Below are 21,316 nucleotides of genomic sequence, written 5' to 3'. Positions count from 1 at the left end.
CACTCTAATAAGATTGTTTATGGGAAAAAAGAAAGAATACAAAGAAGCTAACCGCCGGTTTCTGAAAAGATTGGCTTCTCAGGAAGGTGTTTTTGCATTGCCGGGCGGTATCTATTATAAAGTGTTGGAGACTGGTGAAGGAACGATTTCTCCCGGTGCGCGGAGTATTGTCACCGTGCATTATACGGGAAGTCTGATTGACGGCCGGATATTTGATAATTCTTATGAACGCAATTGCCCGGATGCCTTGCGGCTTAGTGATGTGATAGAAGGTTGGCAGGTGGCACTTCAAAAAATGCACGTTGGCGATAAATGGATTATTTATATACCTTATACACTGGGATACGGTAATAAGAATACTGATTCTATACCGGCTTACTCAACATTGGTATTCGAAGTGAAACTATTGGCTGTTGCATAAAGACAAGGCTTTTGATTGTCAGAGACAAGGATATCTTTCCTTCAGCTTTTTCATAAAGGATTTGCTTACTTGCAGGGATTCCGAGTTACTGAAGGGAGGAAGTAGCAGGCAATTATTATCTTCAATAGATGCCAGATAAGTGATATTGATAATATAAGACTGGCTGATCTGAATCAGATAAGGATGCAAACTCAGTATTTTCTGTGAGTTTGTATTTCTCTTCAATATTAAGGTATGCTTATTATACAATACAACTTCCCACAATTTACTTTTGGAGTTATAACGGAAATAACCGATTTCTTCAAAATGAACCACTTGTAAATTTCCGGTAATAGTAGTGTATAAAAAAATGTTTTTCTGATTCTTCTCGATGATTGTATGATTACAATGTTCGATGTGTGTCTCTTGGTTGTCCATGTGATTAGTTTGTCTATATAACTTATGTCATACGTTTGTTTTCAGCCAAAGGTAGAGTTTTACTTTTAATCATAAAAATAAAAAGTGTCTCATTTCTGAAATGAGACACTTTTACATAGTGGTATTGGCAGTATTTAAAATGAGTTTTTATTCTTCATTGTTCTGATTTTCAAGGAACTGACTGGGTGACACACCATACTTGTCGGAAAAGTTCCGATAGAAAGTTGCCCGTGAACTAAAACCGGATGCGAACATTAATTCTTTCATGCTTTTTCCCGGATTCTCGACTGCTAACCGTTTGAAATATTCCAGGCGGTTACAATTTATATATTCACGGAAACCGCTAAAACCCTGACTTTTGATTGCCATCGAAATATCATGTTCTTTTTTGTTTAAGGATTTTGCTAAATCTTTCATGTTATACAGTTGGTCTGTATAAGGATGCTTTTCTTTAAGATAGGTTTCAATAGTTGAGAAGAGTGGGAGAGACTGAGGTGAGTTTTCTATGTGCGGCATCTCTTTTTCTGTGCTATATACCATACTGATATGATCCGAGAATGGATTCTCATGTCGTAAATATAGTACTGAAAATAAAACGGTGAAAACAATTGCCGTTATGCCGAATAAATTGAATATAAATTCGTTGATACTCAACGTAAACAGAGTGTATATTCCTAAAAACAAGAACAGGAAACCTATGAATAAGTGCATATTCTTATTTATTCTGCGATAGGTCTTAGTGCTGAATATTGCATAAATAAGAATAAAGAGGGGCGTTAAAACAGAAAGTAAGAATATGCAAATCCTAAGTTTGACATCCGTATTGTTTATATTCGGTATTATTTCATTCAATGAATAAATAGGAGTTATGACACCGTTGAACCCTAAATAACAGATCCCTACGGTTATTGTAATGATAGGTGGCAATAGGAATGTAAATATTCTGAAGTGGTTAAGATGCCCCGGAGATAGTGAAGCAATGGGGAATAGTGCGACAATATTGGCTAAAGCATACCATTTGAGCATCTTTTCGATGTTAAGCAGATCGATGAAATTATATTCCGGAGTATCTGTAACAATTGTCAGCCATCCGATATTTTCCCATGAAAACATAAGCCCTATACACGCTGCTATAATTCCCCAATATAATTTCGGGTAATTGTCTTTAGCCCGGAAAATAAGAATAATTCCTGATATCAGTGCAATCAAATCAAGTGTGAGTTCAATTGATAAATGTAGTATTCCCATGTTTATATGACGTGTTTCTAATTTTCCCTTATTTTAATTGAAAAGTCAATGAAACAAAGATAAGTAATTTAGTCATATCAGACAATAGGAAAAATGTCTTTGAGTATTTATTATACCTATATATATTTATTTTTCTTTCAGAGATTCATTTTCTGCCAATTCTTTGATCTCTTTATTCAGAAAAACAGAAAGCACAGTTCTTACCACAACTACTCCGCCTAAGATTGCCAATTCATCTAAAGCCGGATCAACCACAGTTTTCAGTATATCGGATGCAATCAGAAACTCCAGACCAAGTAAAAGATAACTGCCGAAATCAGCTCTGAGCTGCCGGATGTTATTGATGGTATATGTTCCGTTGAACCGTTTTATTTCATTGCGCATGAAAGCGATGAAGCCGACGAGTACTCCATAGGTGACGATCAGCAGGCTTATAACGCTGATGATAGTAGCAAGCATATTCAAGAAAGTCAGTAGCATTGTGTATAATATTAGGGATATAAAATATAAACAAATAAAGTGATATAATGGTTCTTGTATTTAATAGTAATGAATGGAAGTTGCTAATAATGCTCTGTTTATGTGCAAAAAAGATATATAGGTGAATTGGCAAAATGAAATCAGTTCTTCGATTTGCCCTCTCTTATAGTTTTCTGTTGATCCAAGCGTTCTTGCTGCTTCTTTTTTTCTTCTAACGATGCAGACTGCTTGCTCCAAAAGGCTATTGATTGGCGAGTACGCTCTATCCATAGCTTGTGAAATTCATTGATATACTCCATACTTCTTTTTAATTACGATCCATTGTATCCGTCATACCATATGAGTTAGTGCTACGCTATCTCTATAATTTCTTTGTTAAATCATCCATAAATTAAAGTTTTAGTTGTATCCACATTCTTCTTCAAATATGGGTTCTTAATAGTTTGTTCTTCCAGTAAATCTACTTTTCTGTCAAATAAATTTTCTAAGGCATATTTAAAGTCGAAGAAATTATCAAAGTAATCACTTACTTCTGCTTTGTTGAAATCGACAACAAAATCAATATCACTGTTGTCATTAAAGCGACTCGTAAGAACAGAACCGAAGACAAATAATTTATGCACCTTATGCTTTTTGCATAGGTCAATAATCTTTAGGATATTGTTTTCAATCAACTTCATAGGTTTATCTCCTTTCATTGCAAAGATAATTAATAACTCTTACTTTAACAAGGACTCATGAAGGATAGTTATATTTATGCTCAATATTTTGTATGGTAGATGAAGTTTAATTAAAAAGTTTGGAAAGAAGGATATATCAAGTACTTGATATAAGAGATGTAAAAATAAAAATCCCCATAACCTTTTAGGTTACAGGGATTTAATATGTCGTAATCGTTATAATTACTTAGCTAAAGCCTGAGCTACGTCAACAGCACAAGCTACAGTACAACCTACCATCGGGTTGTTACCAATTCCCAAGAATCCCATCATTTCTACGTGAGCAGGAACAGATGAAGAACCGGCGAACTGAGCGTCTGAGTGCATACGACCCATAGTATCAGTCATACCATAAGAAGCAGGACCAGCCGCCATGTTGTCCGGGTGAAGAGTACGACCTGTACCACCACCTGAAGCTACTGAGAAATAAGGTTTGCCAGCAAGAACACGTTCTTTCTTGTAGGTACCGGCAACCGGGTGTTGGAAACGGGTCGGGTTAGTAGAGTTACCTGTAATAGATACGTCTACACCTTCTTTCCACATGATAGCTACACCTTCGCGAACGTCGTCAGCACCGTAGCATTTTACTTTGGCACGAGGGCCGTCAGAGTAAGCGATTTCGCGAACAACTTTCAGTTCACCTGTAAAGTAATCGAATTGAGTCTGAACATAAGTAAAGCCGTTGATACGAGAGATGATCTGAGCAGCGTCTTTTCCAAGACCGTTCAGGATGCAACGCAACGGTTCTTTACGTACTTTGTCTGCTTTTGCGGCAATTTTGATAGCACCTTCGGCAGCAGCGAAAGATTCGTGACCTGCCAGGAATGCGAAACATTTAGTTTCTTCGCGCAGCAACATAGCAGCCAAGTTACCGTGACCGATACCAACCTTACGGTCGTCAGCTACAGAACCTGGGATACAGAATGCTTGCAGGCCGATACCGATAGCTTCAGCAGCTTCAGCAGCGTTGGTGCAACCTTTCTTAATAGCGATAGCGCTACCTACAACATACGCCCATTTTGCATTTTCGAAGCAGATAGGCTGAGTTTCTTCACACGTTTTATAAGGATCAAGTCCATGAGCTTCACAGATAGCGTTAGCTTCTTCGATATCTTTGATGCCGTTAGCGTTCAAAGCAGCGATAATCTGCTTGATACGACGGTCTTGGCTTTCGAATTTTACTTCTCTAATCATAGTTTCTTTCCTCCTTATATTATTCGTGACGTGGATCAATAGATTTAACTGCTCCCTGTTCTGCTGTTACGCGACCATAAGTACCTGTAACTTTCTTCAATGCTTCGTTAGCATCAGTACCTTTTTTGATTTCGTCCATGAACTTACCCATGTGTACGAATTCGTATCCGCAGATTTCGTCGTTCTTGTCCAAGAAGATTTGTTTGATATAACCTTCTGCCATTTCAAGGTAACGGGGGCCTTTTGCCAAAGTACCATAAAGAGTACCTACCTGGCTACGCAGACCTTTACCCAAGTCTTCCAAACCTGCACCGATGATCAAACCACCTTCAGAGAAAGCCGATTGGGTACGTCCGTAAACGATTTGCAGGAACAGTTCGCGCATAGCTGTGTTGATAGCGTCGCAAACAAGGTCAGTGTTCAGTGCTTCAAGAACTGTTTTACCCGGAAGGATTTCAGAAGCCATAGCAGCCGAGTGAGTCATACCGGAGCAACCGATTGTTTCGATCAAAGCTTCCTGGATAATACCTTCTTTAACGTTCAGTGTCAGTTTACAAGCACCTTGTTGAGGAGCGCACCAACCGATACCGTGTGTCAAACCAGAAATATCAACGATTTCTTTAGATTTTACCCATTTGCCTTCTTCGGGTATGGGAGCCGGTCCGTGGTTAGGACCCTTCTTTACAACACACATGTGTTCCACTTCGTGTGAATAAGTCATAATTAGCTCTTTTTTTAAGTGATATAATTAAAAATACGTAGTCACGATTCTCTAAATCGCCCACAAAGGTAGTCGATTTATTTGTTTCTGCAAATCGCCTTTTATTACTTTTTTGTGAAAAGTGACAATTCAGTTTACGTTTTTTCGCAGTTTGTAAAGTCGGGATTGCATTTGCGGAAGATTGAGGATGGACGAACTATCTATTTGTTGCTTTGTTATTAGTAGAAAACCAAAATTTATGGAACTGAACCAAATAGATATACATTATTTAATTGCGGCAATTTGCGTTATTTCATCTGCGCTTATTTTTTATTCGATTGGTGTTTGGGGAGAACGTCTCCAAAAGAAATTGAAGTTTTGGCATATTATTTTCTTTCTTCTCGGTCTGATAGCCGATGCGGTTGGCACGAGCCTGATGGAACATATTGCAGAGTTGACTCATTTGCATGACGAGATTCATACAGTGACGGGTACGATTGCCATTCTTCTTATGTTTGTACATGCTTCATGGGCGATATGGACTTACGTGAAGGGGTCGGCACAGGCGAAACGGCATTTTAACCGTTTCAGCATTGTGGTTTGGTGCATCTGGCTTATACCTTATTTTATAGGTATGTATTTGGGGATGCGTTTACATGCATGATAAGCGGTCTGAATAGAGTCTGGTATTCATAAACATTTTACTTTATACTTGTCGGCCGGCTATAGTTGTCCTATTAGCCAACTATAGCCGGCTAATTAGCTGACTAGAGTTGGCTAGGTGGTCAACTGGAGTCGGCTACTATTGAACAAACATTTTTTATTCGGAATATATACACTATTTGTCTGTTCCTATAATATAGCCAATATTAGTTCTCACTATATTGTAAGATTGGAAAATACATATCTTGTGAAGGGTGTGAATAGAGGTGAATACGGTGTTTTATATGAATTGTTCACCGGAAATGTCTGTAAATGAGATGATAAGATTCGTGTGAAGAAGGTGGAGGACTGATAATGAAATTAAGATTGGTAAGATTGTAGAAGGATTGTTATTGGATGTAGAATAAAATTCGTAGCTTTGCTGCATCATTTATAAAAAAAGATTATGATCGAAGTTGTAGAATCAGCTTTACAAAAGGCTGCGGGTGAAGGAATGGATGAATTTATCCAGGCGTTTACAGATAAATATAAAGAGGTGATCGGTGGCGAACTGACTGCGGAGACGATGCCTTTATTGACAGGAGAACAACATTCTTTGCTGGCTTATCAGATATTTCGTGATGAGGTGATGGCAGGGGGATTCTGCCAGTTGATTCAGAACGGTTATGGCGGATATATCTTTGATAATCCGTTTGCTAAAGTAATGCGTTTGTGGGGAGTGGATGAATTCTCGAAGCTAATCTATAAAGCAAAGAAGATATTTGATGCCAACCGGAAAGACTTGGAGAAGGAACGGACGGATGATGAATTCATGGCTATGTATGAGCAATACGAAGCTTTTGATGACTTGGAAGAGGCTTATTTAGAGATGGAAGAGCAGATTACGGCAGTGATTGCAAGTTATGTAGATGACCATTTGGAACTTTTTGCAAAAATAATAAAGTAGCGGATGCAGTATTTTTTAAGTATCTGCATTTATTAATTGTGAATTAGAATTTATATCTTTGCAAAATCTAAAAAATATGTTTATGAAACAGATGAAATTTTTCTTGGTAGCTTTGATGGCTGTGGTGATGGGTATGTCGGTTACTTCTTGTATGAATGGGGATGATAATGGACCGCAAACTTTAAGTGTCATAGCTAGGTTAGACTATTACAATAGTAGCTTTAAAATGATGGATGGGACTAAGTTGGTACCTACAGATCCGAGTAGTATTATGCTTTTAAATTCAGGCATGTATATTGTTAATGGTCAATATAATCAGGAAGATGTGAATGTAAGTACTGCTTCTATAACTTTGACTTTGACTTCTACTCCCACTAAAATTGATGGAGCAGCTGTAACTAGTATGGAGCAAACGCCGGATGCCGCAATTTATGCTTTAGATTATCAAAATGTATATCCTTTCTTGTTCGATAAAAATACATTGATTGTACCAGCTATGATTTGGAGTAAGGGCACAACCAATGCCGAAGTCGCTGAGGATGTTAAAAAACATACTGTATATATAACCTATGATGAGATTAAAGAAGGGGATACAGAATTGGTTTTAAATTTGAGTGATGTTATATCTGAAGATAAAACAGAAAAACGTGCAGTGTTAACTATAGTACATCAGTCTTATGACTTGACCTCTGTTATATCTCAATTTGATGGAAAATTAAAGAAAATAACGATAAAGGCTAAGGTAAATGGTGAAAATAATAAGTTGGATGATGCAAATTATACCAAGGATGGAAAATTTGAAATAGATTATTCAAAGATTACGCAGTAACATTGAACTACAAAGAACTATTTAACATAGCAATGAAACTGATTTCCTCTCCGGCCAAGGCTTGGGAGGAAATTTCTATGGAAGAGGATAGGCGAAAAGTATATATGGCTTTTGTCTATCCTATGATTGGTTTATGCGGTCTGTCCGTGTTCATCGGTTCATTACTGACGAATGGGTGGGGTGGTCCGCAAAGTTTCCAGATAGCTATGACCAATTGCTGTGCCGTAGCTGTAGCCTTGTTCGGTGGCTACTTTCTGGCTGCTTATGCCATTAATGAGATGGGGACAAGAATGTTTGGCATGCATAGCAATATGCCGCTGACACAACAGTTTGCAGGATATGCACTTGTTGTACCTTTCTTGCTTCAGATTGTAACCGGACTATTACCTGATTTTAGAATTATTGCCTGGCTGCTACAGTTTTATATCGTCTATGTAGTATGGGAAGGAGTTCCTGTGCTGATGGGAGTAGAAGAAAAACAACGATTGAGATACACCCTTTTGTCGTCTGCATTGTTAATACTATGTCCGACGGTGATTCAAATTGTGTTTAACAGACTGACGGCCATACTTAATTAATGTGTGAAGATGAAACAACCCTCTGTAAATATTAAGAATAAACGGGCTACGTTTGATTACGAACTGATAGATACCTACACAGCAGGTATTGTACTGACCGGTACTGAAATCAAGTCCATTCGTTTGGGAAAAGCCAGCCTGGTAGATACGTTTTGTTATTTTGCGAAAGGCGAATTATGGGTGAAGAATATGCACATCGCCGAGTACTTCTATGGTTCGTACAATAATCATACGGCGCGCAGGGAGAGGAAGTTGTTGCTTAGTAAGAAAGAATTGGAGAAACTTCAACGGGATATGAAGAATCCCGGTTTTACGGTTGTTCCCGTACGCTTGTTTATCAATGAAAAAGGTTTGGCGAAACTGGTGATCGCTTTGGCGAAAGGTAAGAAAGAATATGATAAACGAGAATCCATTAAGGAAAAAGATGACCGTAGAGATATGGCAAGAATGTTCAAACGATGACATGATAGGATAAATGAAAAAGACTATTTCGCAGATCGTATCCGAGCGCATCCTTATTTTGGATGGAGCAATGGGTACCATGATTCAACAATATAATCTCAAAGAAGAAGATTTTCGTGGTGAACGTTTCGCGCATATTCCCGGACAGTTGAAAGGGAATAATGACTTGTTGTGTCTGACACGTCCCGATGTGATTCGGGATATTCACCGTAAATACCTGGAAGCAGGCGCGGACATTATTGAAACCAATACATTCAGTTCGACCACTGTTTCTATGGCCGATTATCACGTAGAAGAATATGTGCGTGAAATGAATCTTGCCGCAGTGAAGCTAGCCCGTGAACTTGCGGACGAATATACTGCAAAGAATCCCGACAAACCCCGTTTTGTAGCCGGCTCCGTAGGGCCTACGAACAAAACCTGCTCCATGAGCCCCGACGTGAACAATCCGGCTTACCGTGCTTTGAGCTACGACGAACTGGCCGCCGCCTATCAGCAACAGATGGAAGCAATGCTTGAGGGTGGGGTAGACGCCATTCTGATTGAAACGATATTTGATACGCTGAATGCGAAAGCGGCTATTTTTGCCGCTGAACAGGCAATGAAAGCGACAGGTGTTGAAGTACCTGTCATGTTATCAGTGACTGTATCCGATATTGGCGGACGTACTCTGTCAGGACAAACATTGGAAGCATTTCTCGCTTCCGTACAGCATGCCAATATTTTCTCTGTCGGCCTGAACTGCTCGTTCGGTGCCCGTCAGTTGAAACCTTTCCTTGAGCAATTGGCAGCCCGTGCACCTTATTATATTAGTGCCTATCCAAATGCCGGATTACCGAACAGCCTCGGTAAGTACGACCAGACACCTGCGGATATGGCTCACGAAGTGAAAGAGTATATTGACGAAGGATTAATCAATATTATCGGTGGTTGCTGTGGAACGACAGACGCCTACATTGCCGAATATTCAGCCCTGATAGAAGGTGCTCAACCACACGTCCCGGCTGCAAAACCGGATTGTATGTGGCTTTCCGGCCTTGAACTGCTGGAAGTGAAACCGGAAATTAATTTTGTGAATGTCGGCGAACGTTGTAACGTAGCCGGTTCACGTAAATTCCTTCGTCTTATCAATGAAAAGAAATACGATGAAGCTCTTTCCATCGCCCGCCAACAGGTAGAAGACGGAGCTTTGGTGATCGACGTCAATATGGACGACGGTCTATTGGATGCCAAGACCGAGATGACTACCTTCCTGAACCTTATCATGTCCGAACCGGAAATAGCCCGTGTCCCGGTTATGATTGATTCATCCAAATGGGAAGTGATTGTTGCCGGATTGAAATGCCTGCAAGGTAAGTCAATCGTTAACTCTATTTCTTTGAAAGAAGGGGAAGAAGTATTCCTCGAACATGCCCGGACTATCAAACAATATGGAGCTGCCGCTGTCGTAATGGCTTTTGATGAAAAAGGCCAGGCGGATACGGCCGCCCGCAAGATAGAGGTGTGCCAACGTGCATACCGCCTGTTGGTCGACAAAGTCAATTTTAATCCCCATGATATTATCTTCGACCCCAATGTGCTCGCCGTAGCTACGGGAATCGAAGAACATAACAACTATGCGGTAGACTTCATTGAAGCTACCGGATGGATTAAGAAAAACCTTCCCGGTGCGCATATCAGTGGTGGAGTAAGTAACCTTTCTTTCTCTTTCCGTGGCAATAACTATATCCGTGAAGCCATGCATGCCGTGTTCCTTTATCATGCCATTCAGCAAGGAATGGATATGGGAATTGTGAATCCGGGAACTTCCGTGCTTTATAGCGATATTCCGACAGATGTACTGGAGAAGATTGAAGATGTCGTTTTGAACCGTCGTCCCGATGCTGCGGAGCGTCTTATCGAACTGGCGGAATCTCTGAAAGCTACCATGAGTGGAGCAGCGGGAGAATCGGCTGTCAAGCAGGATGCTTGGAGAGAAGACTCTGTTCAGGAACGTTTGAAATACGCTTTGATGAAAGGAATTGGCGATTTTCTCGAACAGGATTTGGCAGAAGCACTGCCACTTTACGATAAAGCGGTCAATGTGATTGAAGGCCCGTTGATGGATGGAATGAATTATGTCGGTGAACTGTTCGGCGCAGGTAAGATGTTTCTTCCACAAGTAGTAAAGACTGCGCGGACAATGAAGAAAGCCGTTGCTATCCTTCAGCCTGTCATTGAATCGGAGAAAACTGATGGAGCAACCTCTGCCGGAAAAATATTACTTGCTACCGTGAAAGGAGACGTGCACGATATCGGAAAGAATATCGTTGCCGTGGTGATGGCCTGCAACGGTTATGATATTGTTGACTTAGGAGTGATGGTGCCCGCAGAAACAATCGTTCAGCGTGCTATTGAAGAAAAGGTGGACATGATTGGGTTGAGCGGTCTGATAACTCCTTCCCTGGAAGAAATGGCTCACGTAGCCGTCGAATTGGAAAAGGCAGGACTGGATATACCTCTTCTGATCGGAGGAGCTACTACCTCAAAGATGCATACGGCATTGAAGATCGCCCCTGTATATCATGCTCCGGTGGTGCACCTCAAAGATGCGTCATTGAATGCGGGTGTTGCCGCCAGATTACTGAATCCGCAAGCGAAAGCCGAACTGGTGAGCGAATTGAAAACTGAATATGAGGCACTTCGTGAAAAGAGCGGCTTGATGAAACGTGAAACTGTTTCACTGGAAGAAGCCCAGAAAAATAAGTTGAACCTATTTTAAAACATTACCACAATGAAAAAGATTTTCTCTTTCCTGTGTCTGTTCATAGCAGTAATTGCTATGATGTCATGTTCTTCTGCAAAAGAAGAAAAAGGAACGTCCGAGACCGGAAATGCTGCATTGGATAATATCTTCGAGCGCAAAAGCGTGCGCACTTATCTGAATAAAGGAGTGGAGAAAGAGAAAATCGACTTGATGCTTCGTGCCGGAATGGCTGCACCTTCGGGAAAGGATGTCCGTCCTTGGGAGTTTGTCGTAGTGACCGACCGTGCCAGACTGGATTCGATGGCTGCCGCACTTCCTTATGCCAAAATGTTGACGCAGGCTCGCAATGCCATTGTTGTTTGCGGGGACTCTGCACGCTCATCCTATTGGTATCTGGACTGTTCCGCTGCCACCCAGAATATTCTGCTTGCTGCCGAAAGCCTGGGATTGGGGGCTGTATGGACGGCAGCTTATCCTTATAAAGATCGTATGCAGGTAGTACGCAAGTATACCGGGCTTCCGGAGAATATTCTTCCGCTTTGTGTCATTCCTTTCGGCTATCCGGCTACAAAAGAGAACCCGAAACAGAAATTTGACGAGAAAAAGATACATTATAATCAGTATTAGTAAACAAAAGTTTTGTCTTTTCAATAAATTCCTTACATTTGCGACTTAATTGATTAAAATCTGATACGCAAATGTTTGGAATAGAAGACCCTTTTATCATTATGCCATACCTGCTTTCGGTGGTATGCGTGATTTTTGCTGCCTGGTTTGGGCTGAAATATTGGAATAAGGACGATGAAAAAGACGAAACACGATGAATACATTTACACTTGGACTGATTGTGATAGCTTATCTGCTGTCACTTGCCTATCTTGGCTTTTTAGGATATAAGAAAACGACGTCTACCAGTGACTATCTGGTGGGGGGACGACAGATGAATCCTATTGTGATGGCACTTTCTTATGGTGCTACGTTTATTTCCGCATCTGCTATCGTGGGTTTTGGTGGTGTGGCTGCTGCTTTCGGAATGGGTATCCAGTGGTTGTGTTTCCTTAATATGTTTATCGGCGTTGTCATTGCCTTCATTTTCTTCGGGTTACGCACCCGGCGTATGGGGGCAAAACTAAACGTGAGTACTTTCCCTCAATTATTAGGGCGGCATTTCCGTTCACGTAATATACAGGTATTTATTGCCGCCGTTATTTTCATTGGGATGCCACTTTATGCGGCAGTTGTAATGAAAGGCGGAGCGGTATTTATTGAGCAGATTTTTCAAATAGACTTCAATATTTCCTTATTGATATTTACATTGGTGATTGCCGCTTATGTTATTGCCGGCGGTATGAAAGGTGTAATGTACACAGATGCTTTACAGGCAGTTATCATGTTTGGGTGTATGCTGTTTCTGTTGTTCTCTCTATATCAGGTACTTGAAATGAACTTTGTGGAGGCTAATAAAGAATTGACTGCCATTGCTCCGTTAGTTCCGGAAAAGTTTAAGGCATTGGGGCATCAGGGATGGACGGCTATGCCTGTGACGGGTTCTCCACAATGGTATTCATTGGTAACTTCTCTTATATTAGGAGTTGGAATCGGCTGTCTTGCGCAACCGCAGCTAGTAGTTCGTTTTATGACGGTGGAGAGTAGCAAGCAGTTGAACCGTGGTGTGTTTATCGGTTGTTTCTTTCTGATTATAACGGTAGGCGCTATCTATCATGCCGGGGCATTAAGCAATCTTTTTTTCCTGAAAACAGAAGGGGCGGTTGCAACGGAAGTGGTGCAGGATATTGATAAGATTATTCCCTACTTTATTAATAAGGCAATGCCCGACTGGTTTGCCGCACTCTTTATGTTGTGCATCCTTTCAGCCAGTATGTCTACCCTTAGCTCACAGTTCCATACGATGGGAGCTTCGGTAGGTTCAGATATTTATGGAACTTATAAGCCGCGCTCACGGGGTAAACTAACGAATGTAATCCGTCTTGGCGTATTATTCTCTATTTTAGTCAGCTATATTATTTGTTATATGCTGCCCCATGACATTATCGCCCGTGGAACTTCTATCTTTATGGGAATCTGTGCGGCTGCTTTCCTTCCTGCTTATTTCTGTGCTTTGTATTGGAAGAAAGCTACCAAGCAGGGTGTAATGGCAAGTCTTTGGGTAGGAACAGTCGGGAGTTTGTTTGCTCTCGTATTCCTTCATCAGAAAGAATCTGCCGCATTGGGTATCTGCAAGGCTTTGTTCGGACGGGATGTATTGATTACCACTTATCCTTTTCCGGTCATTGACCCGATATTGTTTGCTCTGCCTTTATCGGTGTTGGCTATTGTCGTGGTTAGTTTGGTAACCTACAAAAATAAGTATTAAGTTACTTTCTTTACGCTTTGATTTTCTTTTTGTAAGATTCATAGCGTGACATAATGTCGCGAACGAAATTGTAAGTCTCTATGCCACGGAAGTAACCGTTCTTACAAACGGGGTCGGTGAAGTATTCTTCATTGCTTTTGAGTAAGATGAAGTTTTCTACATTATCTTTCCATACCAGTTTGTTCTTCCCGTATTTCTCGGCTAGTGCCATGGCATCGTAAATATGTCCTAGACCGGCATTGTAGGAAGCGAGGATAAAGTTGAGACGTTCCTCTTTATCGGGAATCATACTGAAACTACGGTCGGTAGCAGTAATATACTTGATGGCAGCCTTAACGCTCTCTTCCGGATTTTGTTCTTTTCCTGATGGCACTCCCATTGCCCGGGCAGTGGCGGGCATTAGTTGCATGAGTCCTTTGGCACCTGCCCAGGATACGGCAGTTGTGTCAAAATTGGATTCCGTATAAGCCAAAGACGCCAGTAAACGCCAATCCCATCCGATGTCTTTGGAATACTTCTTGAATAGATCATCATAATGGGAAATCTTTCCCTCTCTCAATGAAAGGATAGGAGAGTGGGGCATCATTTTACTATTTTCAAAGTAACGTTTCATACTGGCTGTATAAGCAGGAGAAGTCATGTTCTCCTGATGCCATTTAGTGGCGGCTGTGGCTAGTTCCGGGCTGCCTTTCCGTACTGCCCAGGAAGAACGCTGGTCGAAGCTGATAGACAGGTTTATATCCAGATTGGGATAATACGTCTTATTAAGTTTTGCCAAATCATTGTCGGCTACCGTGTATGGTATTTTACCTTGCGCCACTTGTGTGATCAAGTCCTCAATAGTGATACTGTCATTGTTCACTTCATGGATTTGGATGCCGCCGCCCAGTTCGTTGTTCAGGTTGACAAGGCGGTCATAATACTTTCCGGGTTTCACATAGACATCTTTTCCAATCAGTTCGGTGACATCTTTCAAAGGTTTCTGCTTACCTCTCCCTTGCTGGACAATAACCTGATGGGTAATCACGTCTTCCCCACAATAAAGGAGACTGTCTTTCCATTCTTTGGTGATAGGCAGATTGTAGGTAATCATGTCTCCCTCGCCTGCCAGCAATTTCCGAATCAGTTCGTCAACGCTGTTAGCTACTTCGATTCTGAGCTTTAATCCCAGGCTTTTGGCAAATTGTTCGCTGAGTTCATACTGGAAACCCATTTCCTGTCCCCGGTATATGAAATAGGAAGTGGAACTGTATAATGTCAATACAACCAATTCACCGCTATCTTTTATCTGTGGAAGATCGTGGACGGATTCATCCGTCTTACTATGCTGCTTATTCCGGCATCCGATTACGCAACAGAATAACACAAGGAATAAAGGGATAATCAGTGTCCTGACATTCATATCTGACATTTTGTTTTTAACTTTCAACTCTCCATTCTCAACTCTTCAAGTGTTTCTTGATATACATGGTCAGTATATCAATAGCCACTTTATTGCTGCCGCCTTCCGGTACGATAAGGTCGGCATAGCGTTTGCATGGTTCGATGAATTGCTGGTGCATTGGTTTCAGAACCCGTGTGTAGCGTTCCATTACAGCTTCGGCAGTACGTCCGCGTTCTACAACGTCTCTTTGGATAACGCGTATCAGCCGTTCATCGGGATCGGCATCTACGAATATTTTAAGATCCATCATATTACGTAGTTTCTTGTCACACAAGGCAAGAATACCTTCGATGATAACTACTTCGCGCGGTTCGATATGAATCGTTTCGGGTTGGCGGGTGCAGGTCAGATAGGAATAGGTAGGCTGTTCGATACTCTTTCCTTCTTTCAGCGTCATGACATGTTTGGAGAGCAGGCTCCATTCAAATGCGTCCGGATGGTCAAAATTAATATTCTGGCGCTCTTCGACAGGGACATGACTACTGTCTTTGTAGTATGAATCCTGAGGTAATAATACTACTTCTCCTGCGGGGAGACTTTCTACGATTTTTCGTACGACGGTGGTCTTTCCGGAGCCAGTTCCACCTGCAATTCCTATAATTAACATCTCTTTAAGTGTATATTTAAACCAAATAGAGTAAATTTGCATTGTTTATGCAAAGTATTAACAAGACAAATATAGAAACAATTCATTAAAATAACAACGTAATGGTAAAACACATTGTATTATTTAAGTTAAAAGACGAAGTTTCTGCCGAAGAGAAGCGGGCAGTTATGACAAAATTCAAGGAAGCAATAGAAGCGCTTCCTGCTAAAATCTCCGTGATCCGGAAAGTGGAAGTCGGATTGAACATGAATCCCGGAGAAACGTGGAATATAGCTCTTTATAGTGAGTTTGATACTCTGGAAGACGTGAAATACTATGCGACGCATCCCGACCATGTGGCTGCCGGTAAGATTCTGGCTGATACAAAGGAAAGCCGTGCGTGTGTAGATTATGAATTATAACCCCCCAATTATTAAAATGAAAAAGTTTGTATCTTTTCTGCTTTTAAGCTTTGTAGTCTATGCCTTGCAGGCACAGATTAAAGATCCGGTAAAGTTCAAAACTGAGTTGAACACTCTTTCTGATACCGAAGCGGAGATTGTTTTTACCGCCACCATTGATAACGGATGGCATGTTTATTCTACCGAACTTGGAGATGGCGGACCTATTTCTGCGACATTCAATGTCGATAAGAAGAGTGGACTGGAGCTTGCCGGTAAACTGAAGCCGGTTGGTAAGGAGGTGGCTACTTTCGACAAGTTGTTTGAAATGAAAGTGCGCTACTTTGAGAATACTGCGAAGTTTATCCAGAAAGTAAAACTTACGGGTGGGGCTTATGAAATAGAAGGTTACTTGGAATATGGCGCTTGTGACGATGAAAGTTGTCTTCCGCCTACTGAAGTTCCGTTCAAATTCTCCGGAGTAGCGAAAGCCGCAAGTGCTGCCGTGGCTAAAACGGAGCAGCCGGAGAAAAAAGAACCGGAGAAAAAGGAAGAGCCTGCTCCGGCTTCTGCTGAAGTGAAGGATACTGCTACCATGATGGAATTGGTTCCCGCTACTCCGGTGGATGCTGCTACGGATGTTCAGTCGGCAGTTAGTTCCAGTGAGCTTTGGAAACCGGTTATCAGTGACCTGCAAGCGTTAGGCGAAGAACATGGTCAGGAAGATATGTCTTGGATTTATATTTTTATAACAGGTTTCCTTGGCGGATTAATCGCTTTGTTCACTCCTTGTGTGTGGCCGATTATCCCTATGACAGTCAGTTTCTTCCTGAAACGCAGTAAAGATAAAAAGAAAGGTATCCGGGATGCGTGGACATATGGTGCGTCCATCGTTGTGATTTATGTAGTGTTGGGATTGGCTATTACGTTGATTTTCGGTGCTAGCGCGTTAAATGCTTTGTCTACCAATGCCATCTTTAATATCCTCTTCTTCCTGATGCTGGTAATTTTCGCTGCTTCATTCTTTGGGGCGTTCGAGATCAGACTGCCGTCGAAGTGGGGAAATGCAGTAGATAGCAAAGCGGAATCCACCACCGGATTATTGAGTATTTTCCTGATGGCTTTCACCCTTTCCTTGGTATCTTTCTCTTGTACAGGCCCGATTATCGGATTTTTGCTTGTACAGGTATCCACAACAGGAAGTGTCGTTGCTCCTGCAATCGGTATGCTGGGCTTCGCCATTGCACTGGCTTTGCCGTTTACCCTGTTTGCCCTGTTCCCGTCATGGCTGAAATCTATGCCGAAATCGGGCGGATGGATGAATGTAATTAAGGTAACGCTGGGTTTCCTTGAACTGGCATTCGCGCTTAAATTCTTATCAGTAGCCGACTTGGCTTATGGATGGAGACTGCTTGACCGTGAAACATTCCTTGCTTTATGGATTGTTATTTTTGCTTTGCTCGGATTCTATCTGTTGGGTAAGATTAAGTTCCCGCATGATGACGATGATAATAAGGTGGGAGTTACCCGCTTCTTTTTGGCGCTCGTCTCTTTGGCATTTGCCGTATATATGGTTCCCGGTTTGTGGGGAGCACCTTTGAAAGCGGTAAGTGCATTTGCTCCGCCTATGCAGACGCAGGACTTCAATTTGTATAAGAATGACGTACATGCAAAATTCGATGACTATGATTTGGGAATGGAATATGCGCGTCTGAATGGAAAACCTGTTATGCTCGACTTTACCGGATATGGTTGCGTAAACTGCCGTAAGATGGAAGCAGCAGTGTGGACTGACCCGAAAGTAAGCGATTTGATTAATAACGACTATGTATTGATTACCCTTTATGTAGATAACAAAACTCCTTTGAGCGAACCCGTGAAAATCGTAGAAAACGGTACGGAACGTACTTTGCGTACGGTTGGTGATAAATGGAGCTATCTGCAGCGTGTGAAGTTTGGCGCTAATGCCCAGCCTTTCTATGTGTTGCTGGATAATCAGGGCAAACCGGTGAACAAGTCATATGCTTACAATGAGGATATTCCTAGGTACATTGAGTTCTTGCAGACAGGATTGGAAAACTATAAGAAAGGGAAATAACAACTGTTTCCCTGATAGACTGGTAATAGAAAAGCGGCCTCATCCTTTTGGTGAGGTCGCTTTTTCCATGTTGTTATTTTACCTCGAAGAAGGTTTCCAACCCATTCTGGCTATCTGTGCCAACCATTATTTTGAACTTACCCGGTTCCACTACTTTCCTCATGTCGATATTCCAAAAGGCTAATTCGTATGAAGGGAGTTCGAATTCTACCATCTTTTCTTCATTGGGGCTTAACTCTATCCTTTTAAATCCTTTTAGTTCCTTTACCGGTCGGGTGACGGAACCGAAAAGATCCGATACATAAAGTTGAACCACTTCTGTTCCTTTATATTGTCCCATGTTTTTCACTTTGACGCTGATTGAAAGTGTATCTCCCGGAGTGAGAACGGTGCGGTCTGTCTTTAAATCGGAATATTCGAAAGAAGTGTATGACAGGCCATATCCGAACGGGAATAAAGGTTGTGCTCCTAAATCAAGATAATAAGAGGAATGTCCTAATACGGATTGTTTGGCATTTAAAGGTATTTCGTCCAAAGGCTTTTCTTTTCCTGTGGCCGGACGTCCGCTATTGGTGTGATTATAGTAGATGGGAATTTGTCCCGTTGCTTTTGGGAAAGTAACGGGTAGTTTGCCACCAGGTGTGGTCTTGCCAAATAAAATATCCGCCAGTGCATCGCCACCCATCGTTCCGGGATGCCAGGCATACAATACGGCATCGGACAGGTTCAGTTCCTCATTAATAACCAACGGGCGTCCCGCCATAATAACTGTAATGAGCGGCTTATTTGTTCCGCTTAATACCTTGATAAGTTCGGATTGCGCTCCTTGCAGTTTTATATCAGCCAGACAATGTGCTTCACCCGATAGGATGGCTTCTTCACCGACAAAAGCTATAATGGCATCTGCCTGGTATGCTTTCTCCAATACCTTATTGAAGTTTGTCTTATTTTTATCTCTGCTGTACTCCAGACCTTTCACAAAATGAATTTTCACTTTGTCGCCATACTTTTCACGTAGTGCTTTTATAGGCGTCCGCGTTTTCTCTGTTTCTCCGTCCATTGTCCAGGTTCCGAGTTGGTCGTGAGGAGCATCGGACAACGGGCCTACTATCAGGATACTTTTTATGTTCGAAGACAGCGGTAATGTGCGGCTTTCATTTTTCAATAGTGCAACAGACTCTTCCGCCATTTTCTTTGCAATAGCCAGATGTTTGTCCGAGTAGGTTTCTTTTCTCTTATTGATATCAGTGTACGGATTATCAAACAGTCCGAGCCTGAATTTTAATCTTAGTACATTTCGCACAGCATTGTCCAATGTCTCTTCGGAAATTATTCCTTTGGCGATTAATTCTTCGATATTCTGAATGAATGCTTTGGAAGACATATCCATGTCCAGTCCGGCTTCTATCGCTTTTCGGGCCGCATCTTTCCGGTCTTCGGCGAAGCCATGTTTTATCATTTCCGTTACAGAACCCCAGTCGGAAACGGCAACCCCATCGAAATTCCATTCTTTGCGAAGAATATCCTTTAATAGTTTTTTGTTACCCGTAGCCGGAATCCCGTCGTTATCATTGAACGAAGTCATGATACTGGAACAGTTGGCTTTTACTGCTTTCTCGAAAGGCGGAAGATAGACATCTCTCAACAGTCTTTCAGGAATATGGGTTGAATTATAATCACGTCCTCCTTCTACGGATCCATATCCTATAAAATGCTTGGCGCAGGCAGCCATTGATTGCGGATTTGATAAATCGTCACCTTGAAATCCATTTACTACGGCGACAGCCATCTGTTCTGTGAGATAAGTGTCTTCACCGAAACTTTCGGCTATGCGTCCCCACCGGGCATCTCTGGATATATCTATCATAGGTGCAAATGACCATCTGACACCATGTTCCGTGGCTTCTATGGCTGCGATTCGTGCCCCTTCCTGTATCAGTTCCGGATGGAAAGTGGCAGCTTGCCCTAACGGAATGGGCAGCATGGTCTTGAAGCCATGCACAACGTCGCGTGTAAAAACCAAGGGGATACCCGTTCTTGATTGTTTGCAGGCAATTTCTTGTAACTCATTGACCACTTCGGGTTCGGTAACATTCATTACCGAACCGATCTCTCCTTTACGTATCAATACCTTCAAATTCTCAATTGTACCTCGCCCGTCAAGCTGGTTAAGTTGCCCTACTTTTTCACGGATAGTCATGCTTGATAGGGTTGAATCAATCTTTTGTTCCAAGTACGTATTCTTATTCTGGGCATGGGAAAAACAAAATATTGATAACAGATACAGTAAACACCAATTCTTTTTCATATACATATAAATCTTATTTTACGGGTATGAACAGCACAGCGTCGGCAATGACCGTCCCGCTTGTGTCTCCAGTGGATATTTCTACATAGGGCATGCGGCTTTTTTGAAAATCGTATGTTCCCAGTTCCACCCATTCTCCCGAAGTTTGTCCTTCTATTCTCACGCTGTCTTTATGTATGACTCTTGTCCAACTATCGGTTCCGTCCGAGATGGAATATGTGATAGTCGGCGAAATGTCTTTTCTCATGTGATAATAAGTATATACTTTGTACTTTCCTTCATGTTCTATATGTGGGGTGAAACGGACAGGTGAACCGTTGCGGGCTTTGGATTTCAGGAAAGTGGGGCCATATCCTCCTCGCTTTTTTATAATCTCCCAATCATTATTCGCGGATATGTCCAAATCGCAGTCGTCTATCAGTATCTCAGAAGAACTGCCGTCCAATAGTGGATTTTCGTGTAGCAATGCTTGTACTTTTTTGATATCGACGGTCTGCACGCTTCCTGTGTTTATGGCTTCTGTTGCGGCGATAGCGGCAGACTGTGCCAGTACCATGAATACCGGCTCCATACGGATGGAACCATAGGCGATATGACTGGCGGAGAGACAAACGGGAACGAGCAAGTTCTTACATTCTTCTTCTTTTGGGATGATGGAACGATAGGATATGGGGTAGGGGAGTCCGCCGCCGATTTCTACAT

22 protein-coding genes are annotated in these 21,316 nt (G+C 41.8%); 12 read left to right on the top strand and 10 right to left on the bottom strand.

All coding sequences use genetic code 11. The features are described 5' to 3' along the window. Positions 1 to 19: 19 nt before the first annotated feature. The gene (locus tag AB5443_RS01920) at positions 20 to 421 is read left to right on the top strand and encodes an FKBP-type peptidyl-prolyl cis-trans isomerase (protein WP_277130925.1); all 402 of its coding nucleotides are present in this window, start codon (positions 20 to 22) and stop codon (positions 419 to 421) included. Positions 422 to 439: 18 nt separating this feature from the next. On the opposite strand, the gene AB5443_RS01915 is transcribed toward AB5443_RS01920, so the two are convergent. The 6 genes from AB5443_RS01915 to AB5443_RS01890 form a co-directional block, all read right to left on the bottom strand. Then, the gene (locus AB5443_RS01915) at positions 440 to 838 is read right to left on the bottom strand and encodes a LytTR family DNA-binding domain-containing protein (protein ID WP_022139908.1); all 399 of its coding nucleotides are present in this window, start codon (positions 836 to 838) and stop codon (positions 440 to 442) included. 147 nt (positions 839 to 985) lie between these two features. Next, positions 986 to 2,086: a helix-turn-helix domain-containing protein gene (locus AB5443_RS01910; protein ID WP_338127973.1), complete on the bottom strand. Its 1,101-nt coding sequence runs from the start codon at positions 2,084 to 2,086 to the stop codon at positions 986 to 988. 126 nt (positions 2,087 to 2,212) lie between these two features. After that, positions 2,213 to 2,566: a DUF1622 domain-containing protein gene (locus tag AB5443_RS01905; protein ID WP_277130923.1), complete on the bottom strand. Its 354-nt coding sequence runs from the start codon at positions 2,564 to 2,566 to the stop codon at positions 2,213 to 2,215. A gap of 380 nt (positions 2,567 to 2,946) precedes the next feature. Then, positions 2,947 to 3,246 carry a nucleotidyltransferase family protein gene (locus AB5443_RS01900; RefSeq protein ID WP_138343319.1) on the bottom strand — a complete coding sequence of 100 codons (300 nt, stop codon included), beginning with the start codon at positions 3,244 to 3,246 and terminating at the stop codon, positions 2,947 to 2,949. A gap of 222 nt (positions 3,247 to 3,468) precedes the next feature. Further along, the gene (locus AB5443_RS01895; RefSeq protein WP_044653787.1) at positions 3,469 to 4,479 is read right to left on the bottom strand and encodes a GGGtGRT protein; all 1,011 of its coding nucleotides are present in this window, start codon (positions 4,477 to 4,479) and stop codon (positions 3,469 to 3,471) included. Between the two features lie 19 nt (positions 4,480 to 4,498). Further along, entirely contained in the window at positions 4,499 to 5,200 is a 702-nt protein-coding gene (locus tag AB5443_RS01890; RefSeq protein WP_004296942.1) for an iron-sulfur cluster assembly scaffold protein, read from the bottom strand. A 238-nt stretch (positions 5,201 to 5,438) separates the two neighbouring features. Between AB5443_RS01890 and AB5443_RS01885 the strand changes: the two genes are divergently transcribed. The 9 genes from AB5443_RS01885 (at position 5,439) to AB5443_RS01845 (ending at position 13,777) form a co-directional block, all read left to right on the top strand. Then, positions 5,439 to 5,843 carry an HsmA family protein gene (locus tag AB5443_RS01885; protein WP_073348271.1) on the top strand — a complete coding sequence of 135 codons (405 nt, stop codon included), beginning with the start codon at positions 5,439 to 5,441 and terminating at the stop codon, positions 5,841 to 5,843. 444 nt (positions 5,844 to 6,287) lie between these two features. Continuing rightward, positions 6,288 to 6,788 (top strand): DMP19 family protein, encoded by a 501-nt coding sequence (locus AB5443_RS01880; protein ID WP_022139567.1) that lies wholly within the window; start codon positions 6,288 to 6,290, stop codon positions 6,786 to 6,788. Positions 6,789 to 6,870: 82 nt separating this feature from the next. Then, positions 6,871 to 7,617, top strand: a complete 747-nt coding sequence (locus AB5443_RS01875; protein ID WP_277130892.1) for a hypothetical protein — start codon at positions 6,871 to 6,873, stop codon at positions 7,615 to 7,617. Positions 7,618 to 7,649: 32 nt separating this feature from the next. Further along, positions 7,650 to 8,195, top strand: a complete 546-nt coding sequence (locus AB5443_RS01870) for a Yip1 family protein (protein WP_277130890.1) — start codon at positions 7,650 to 7,652, stop codon at positions 8,193 to 8,195. Between the two features lie 9 nt (positions 8,196 to 8,204). Further along, positions 8,205 to 8,657 (top strand): SsrA-binding protein, encoded by a 453-nt coding sequence (gene smpB / locus AB5443_RS01865; RefSeq protein ID WP_022139564.1) that lies wholly within the window; start codon positions 8,205 to 8,207, stop codon positions 8,655 to 8,657. Between the two features lie 13 nt (positions 8,658 to 8,670). Next, positions 8,671 to 11,418 (top strand): methionine synthase, encoded by a 2,748-nt coding sequence (gene metH / locus AB5443_RS01860; protein WP_368113087.1) that lies wholly within the window; start codon positions 8,671 to 8,673, stop codon positions 11,416 to 11,418. A 12-nt stretch (positions 11,419 to 11,430) separates the two neighbouring features. Continuing rightward, positions 11,431 to 12,030, top strand: a complete 600-nt coding sequence (locus tag AB5443_RS01855) for a nitroreductase family protein (RefSeq protein WP_368113086.1) — start codon at positions 11,431 to 11,433, stop codon at positions 12,028 to 12,030. Positions 12,031 to 12,101: 71 nt separating this feature from the next. Continuing rightward, positions 12,102 to 12,227 carry a symporter small accessory protein gene (locus tag AB5443_RS01850; protein ID WP_022139562.1) on the top strand — a complete coding sequence of 42 codons (126 nt, stop codon included), beginning with the start codon at positions 12,102 to 12,104 and terminating at the stop codon, positions 12,225 to 12,227. After that, a complete protein-coding gene (locus AB5443_RS01845) occupies positions 12,224 to 13,777 on the top strand; it encodes a sodium:solute symporter family protein (RefSeq protein WP_277130884.1) in 1,554 nt (517 codons plus the stop codon). The genes AB5443_RS01850 and AB5443_RS01845 overlap by 4 nt, the downstream gene beginning before the upstream one ends. Before the next feature lie 10 nt (positions 13,778 to 13,787). On the opposite strand, the gene AB5443_RS01840 is transcribed toward AB5443_RS01845, so the two are convergent. Both AB5443_RS01840 and udk read right to left on the bottom strand, forming a co-directional pair. Further along, a complete protein-coding gene (locus AB5443_RS01840) occupies positions 13,788 to 15,179 on the bottom strand; it encodes a transporter substrate-binding domain-containing protein (protein ID WP_368113275.1) in 1,392 nt (463 codons plus the stop codon). A gap of 37 nt (positions 15,180 to 15,216) precedes the next feature. After that, positions 15,217 to 15,828 (bottom strand): uridine kinase, encoded by a 612-nt coding sequence (udk, locus tag AB5443_RS01835; RefSeq protein ID WP_044653296.1) that lies wholly within the window; start codon positions 15,826 to 15,828, stop codon positions 15,217 to 15,219. Positions 15,829 to 15,929: 101 nt separating this feature from the next. On the opposite strand from udk, the gene AB5443_RS01830 reads away from it, so the two are divergent. Next, positions 15,930 to 16,229, top strand: a complete 300-nt coding sequence (locus tag AB5443_RS01830) for a Dabb family protein (RefSeq protein WP_022139558.1) — start codon at positions 15,930 to 15,932, stop codon at positions 16,227 to 16,229. Positions 16,230 to 16,245: 16 nt separating this feature from the next. Beyond that, entirely contained in the window at positions 16,246 to 18,306 is a 2,061-nt protein-coding gene (locus AB5443_RS01825; protein WP_277130880.1) for a cytochrome c biogenesis protein CcdA, read from the top strand. Between the two features lie 73 nt (positions 18,307 to 18,379). On the opposite strand, the gene bglX is transcribed toward AB5443_RS01825, so the two are convergent. Both bglX and AB5443_RS01815 read right to left on the bottom strand, forming a co-directional pair. Next, positions 18,380 to 20,620 (bottom strand): beta-glucosidase BglX, encoded by a 2,241-nt coding sequence (gene bglX / locus AB5443_RS01820; protein WP_277130878.1) that lies wholly within the window; start codon positions 20,618 to 20,620, stop codon positions 18,380 to 18,382. Between the two features lie 7 nt (positions 20,621 to 20,627). Then, the coding region (locus tag AB5443_RS01815; protein WP_368119582.1) for an FAD-dependent oxidoreductase at positions 20,628 to 21,316 on the bottom strand (689 nt) is incomplete at its 5' end.

It is taken from the genome of Bacteroides sp. RTP21281st1_H5_RTP21281_210402 (assembly GCF_040918965.1).
In the GTDB taxonomy this organism is placed as follows: Bacteria; Bacteroidota; Bacteroidia; order Bacteroidales; family Bacteroidaceae; genus Bacteroides; species Bacteroides congonensis.
The sequence above is the reverse complement of the archived record's forward strand: the minus strand, read 5'-3'. Positions and strand labels throughout refer to the sequence as shown.

Coding starts and splice junctions, on each gene's coding strand:
- AB5443_RS01920 (WP_277130925.1), top strand. CDS start 20: ATGGGAAAAAAGAAAGAATACAAAGAAGCTAACCGCCGGTTTCTGAAA.
- AB5443_RS01915 (WP_022139908.1), bottom strand. CDS start 838: ATGGACAACCAAGAGACACACATCGAACATTGTAATCATACAATCATC.
- AB5443_RS01910 (WP_338127973.1), bottom strand. CDS start 2,086: ATGGGAATACTACATTTATCAATTGAACTCACACTTGATTTGATTGCA.
- AB5443_RS01905 (WP_277130923.1), bottom strand. CDS start 2,566: ATGCTACTGACTTTCTTGAATATGCTTGCTACTATCATCAGCGTTATA.
- AB5443_RS01900 (WP_138343319.1), bottom strand. CDS start 3,246: ATGAAGTTGATTGAAAACAATATCCTAAAGATTATTGACCTATGCAAA.
- AB5443_RS01895 (WP_044653787.1), bottom strand. CDS start 4,479: ATGATTAGAGAAGTAAAATTCGAAAGCCAAGACCGTCGTATCAAGCAG.
- AB5443_RS01890 (WP_004296942.1), bottom strand. CDS start 5,200: ATGACTTATTCACACGAAGTGGAACACATGTGTGTTGTAAAGAAGGGT.
- AB5443_RS01885 (WP_073348271.1), top strand. CDS start 5,439: ATGGAACTGAACCAAATAGATATACATTATTTAATTGCGGCAATTTGC.
- AB5443_RS01880 (WP_022139567.1), top strand. CDS start 6,288: ATGATCGAAGTTGTAGAATCAGCTTTACAAAAGGCTGCGGGTGAAGGA.
- AB5443_RS01875 (WP_277130892.1), top strand. CDS start 6,871: ATGAAACAGATGAAATTTTTCTTGGTAGCTTTGATGGCTGTGGTGATG.
- AB5443_RS01870 (WP_277130890.1), top strand. CDS start 7,650: ATGAAACTGATTTCCTCTCCGGCCAAGGCTTGGGAGGAAATTTCTATG.
- smpB (WP_022139564.1), top strand. CDS start 8,205: ATGAAACAACCCTCTGTAAATATTAAGAATAAACGGGCTACGTTTGAT.
- metH (WP_368113087.1), top strand. CDS start 8,671: ATGAAAAAGACTATTTCGCAGATCGTATCCGAGCGCATCCTTATTTTG.
- AB5443_RS01855 (WP_368113086.1), top strand. CDS start 11,431: ATGAAAAAGATTTTCTCTTTCCTGTGTCTGTTCATAGCAGTAATTGCT.
- AB5443_RS01850 (WP_022139562.1), top strand. CDS start 12,102: ATGTTTGGAATAGAAGACCCTTTTATCATTATGCCATACCTGCTTTCG.
- AB5443_RS01845 (WP_277130884.1), top strand. CDS start 12,224: ATGAATACATTTACACTTGGACTGATTGTGATAGCTTATCTGCTGTCA.
- AB5443_RS01840 (WP_368113275.1), bottom strand. CDS start 15,179: ATGAATGTCAGGACACTGATTATCCCTTTATTCCTTGTGTTATTCTGT.
- udk (WP_044653296.1), bottom strand. CDS start 15,828: ATGTTAATTATAGGAATTGCAGGTGGAACTGGCTCCGGAAAGACCACC.
- AB5443_RS01830 (WP_022139558.1), top strand. CDS start 15,930: ATGGTAAAACACATTGTATTATTTAAGTTAAAAGACGAAGTTTCTGCC.
- AB5443_RS01825 (WP_277130880.1), top strand. CDS start 16,246: ATGAAAAAGTTTGTATCTTTTCTGCTTTTAAGCTTTGTAGTCTATGCC.
- bglX (WP_277130878.1), bottom strand. CDS start 20,620: ATGTATATGAAAAAGAATTGGTGTTTACTGTATCTGTTATCAATATTT.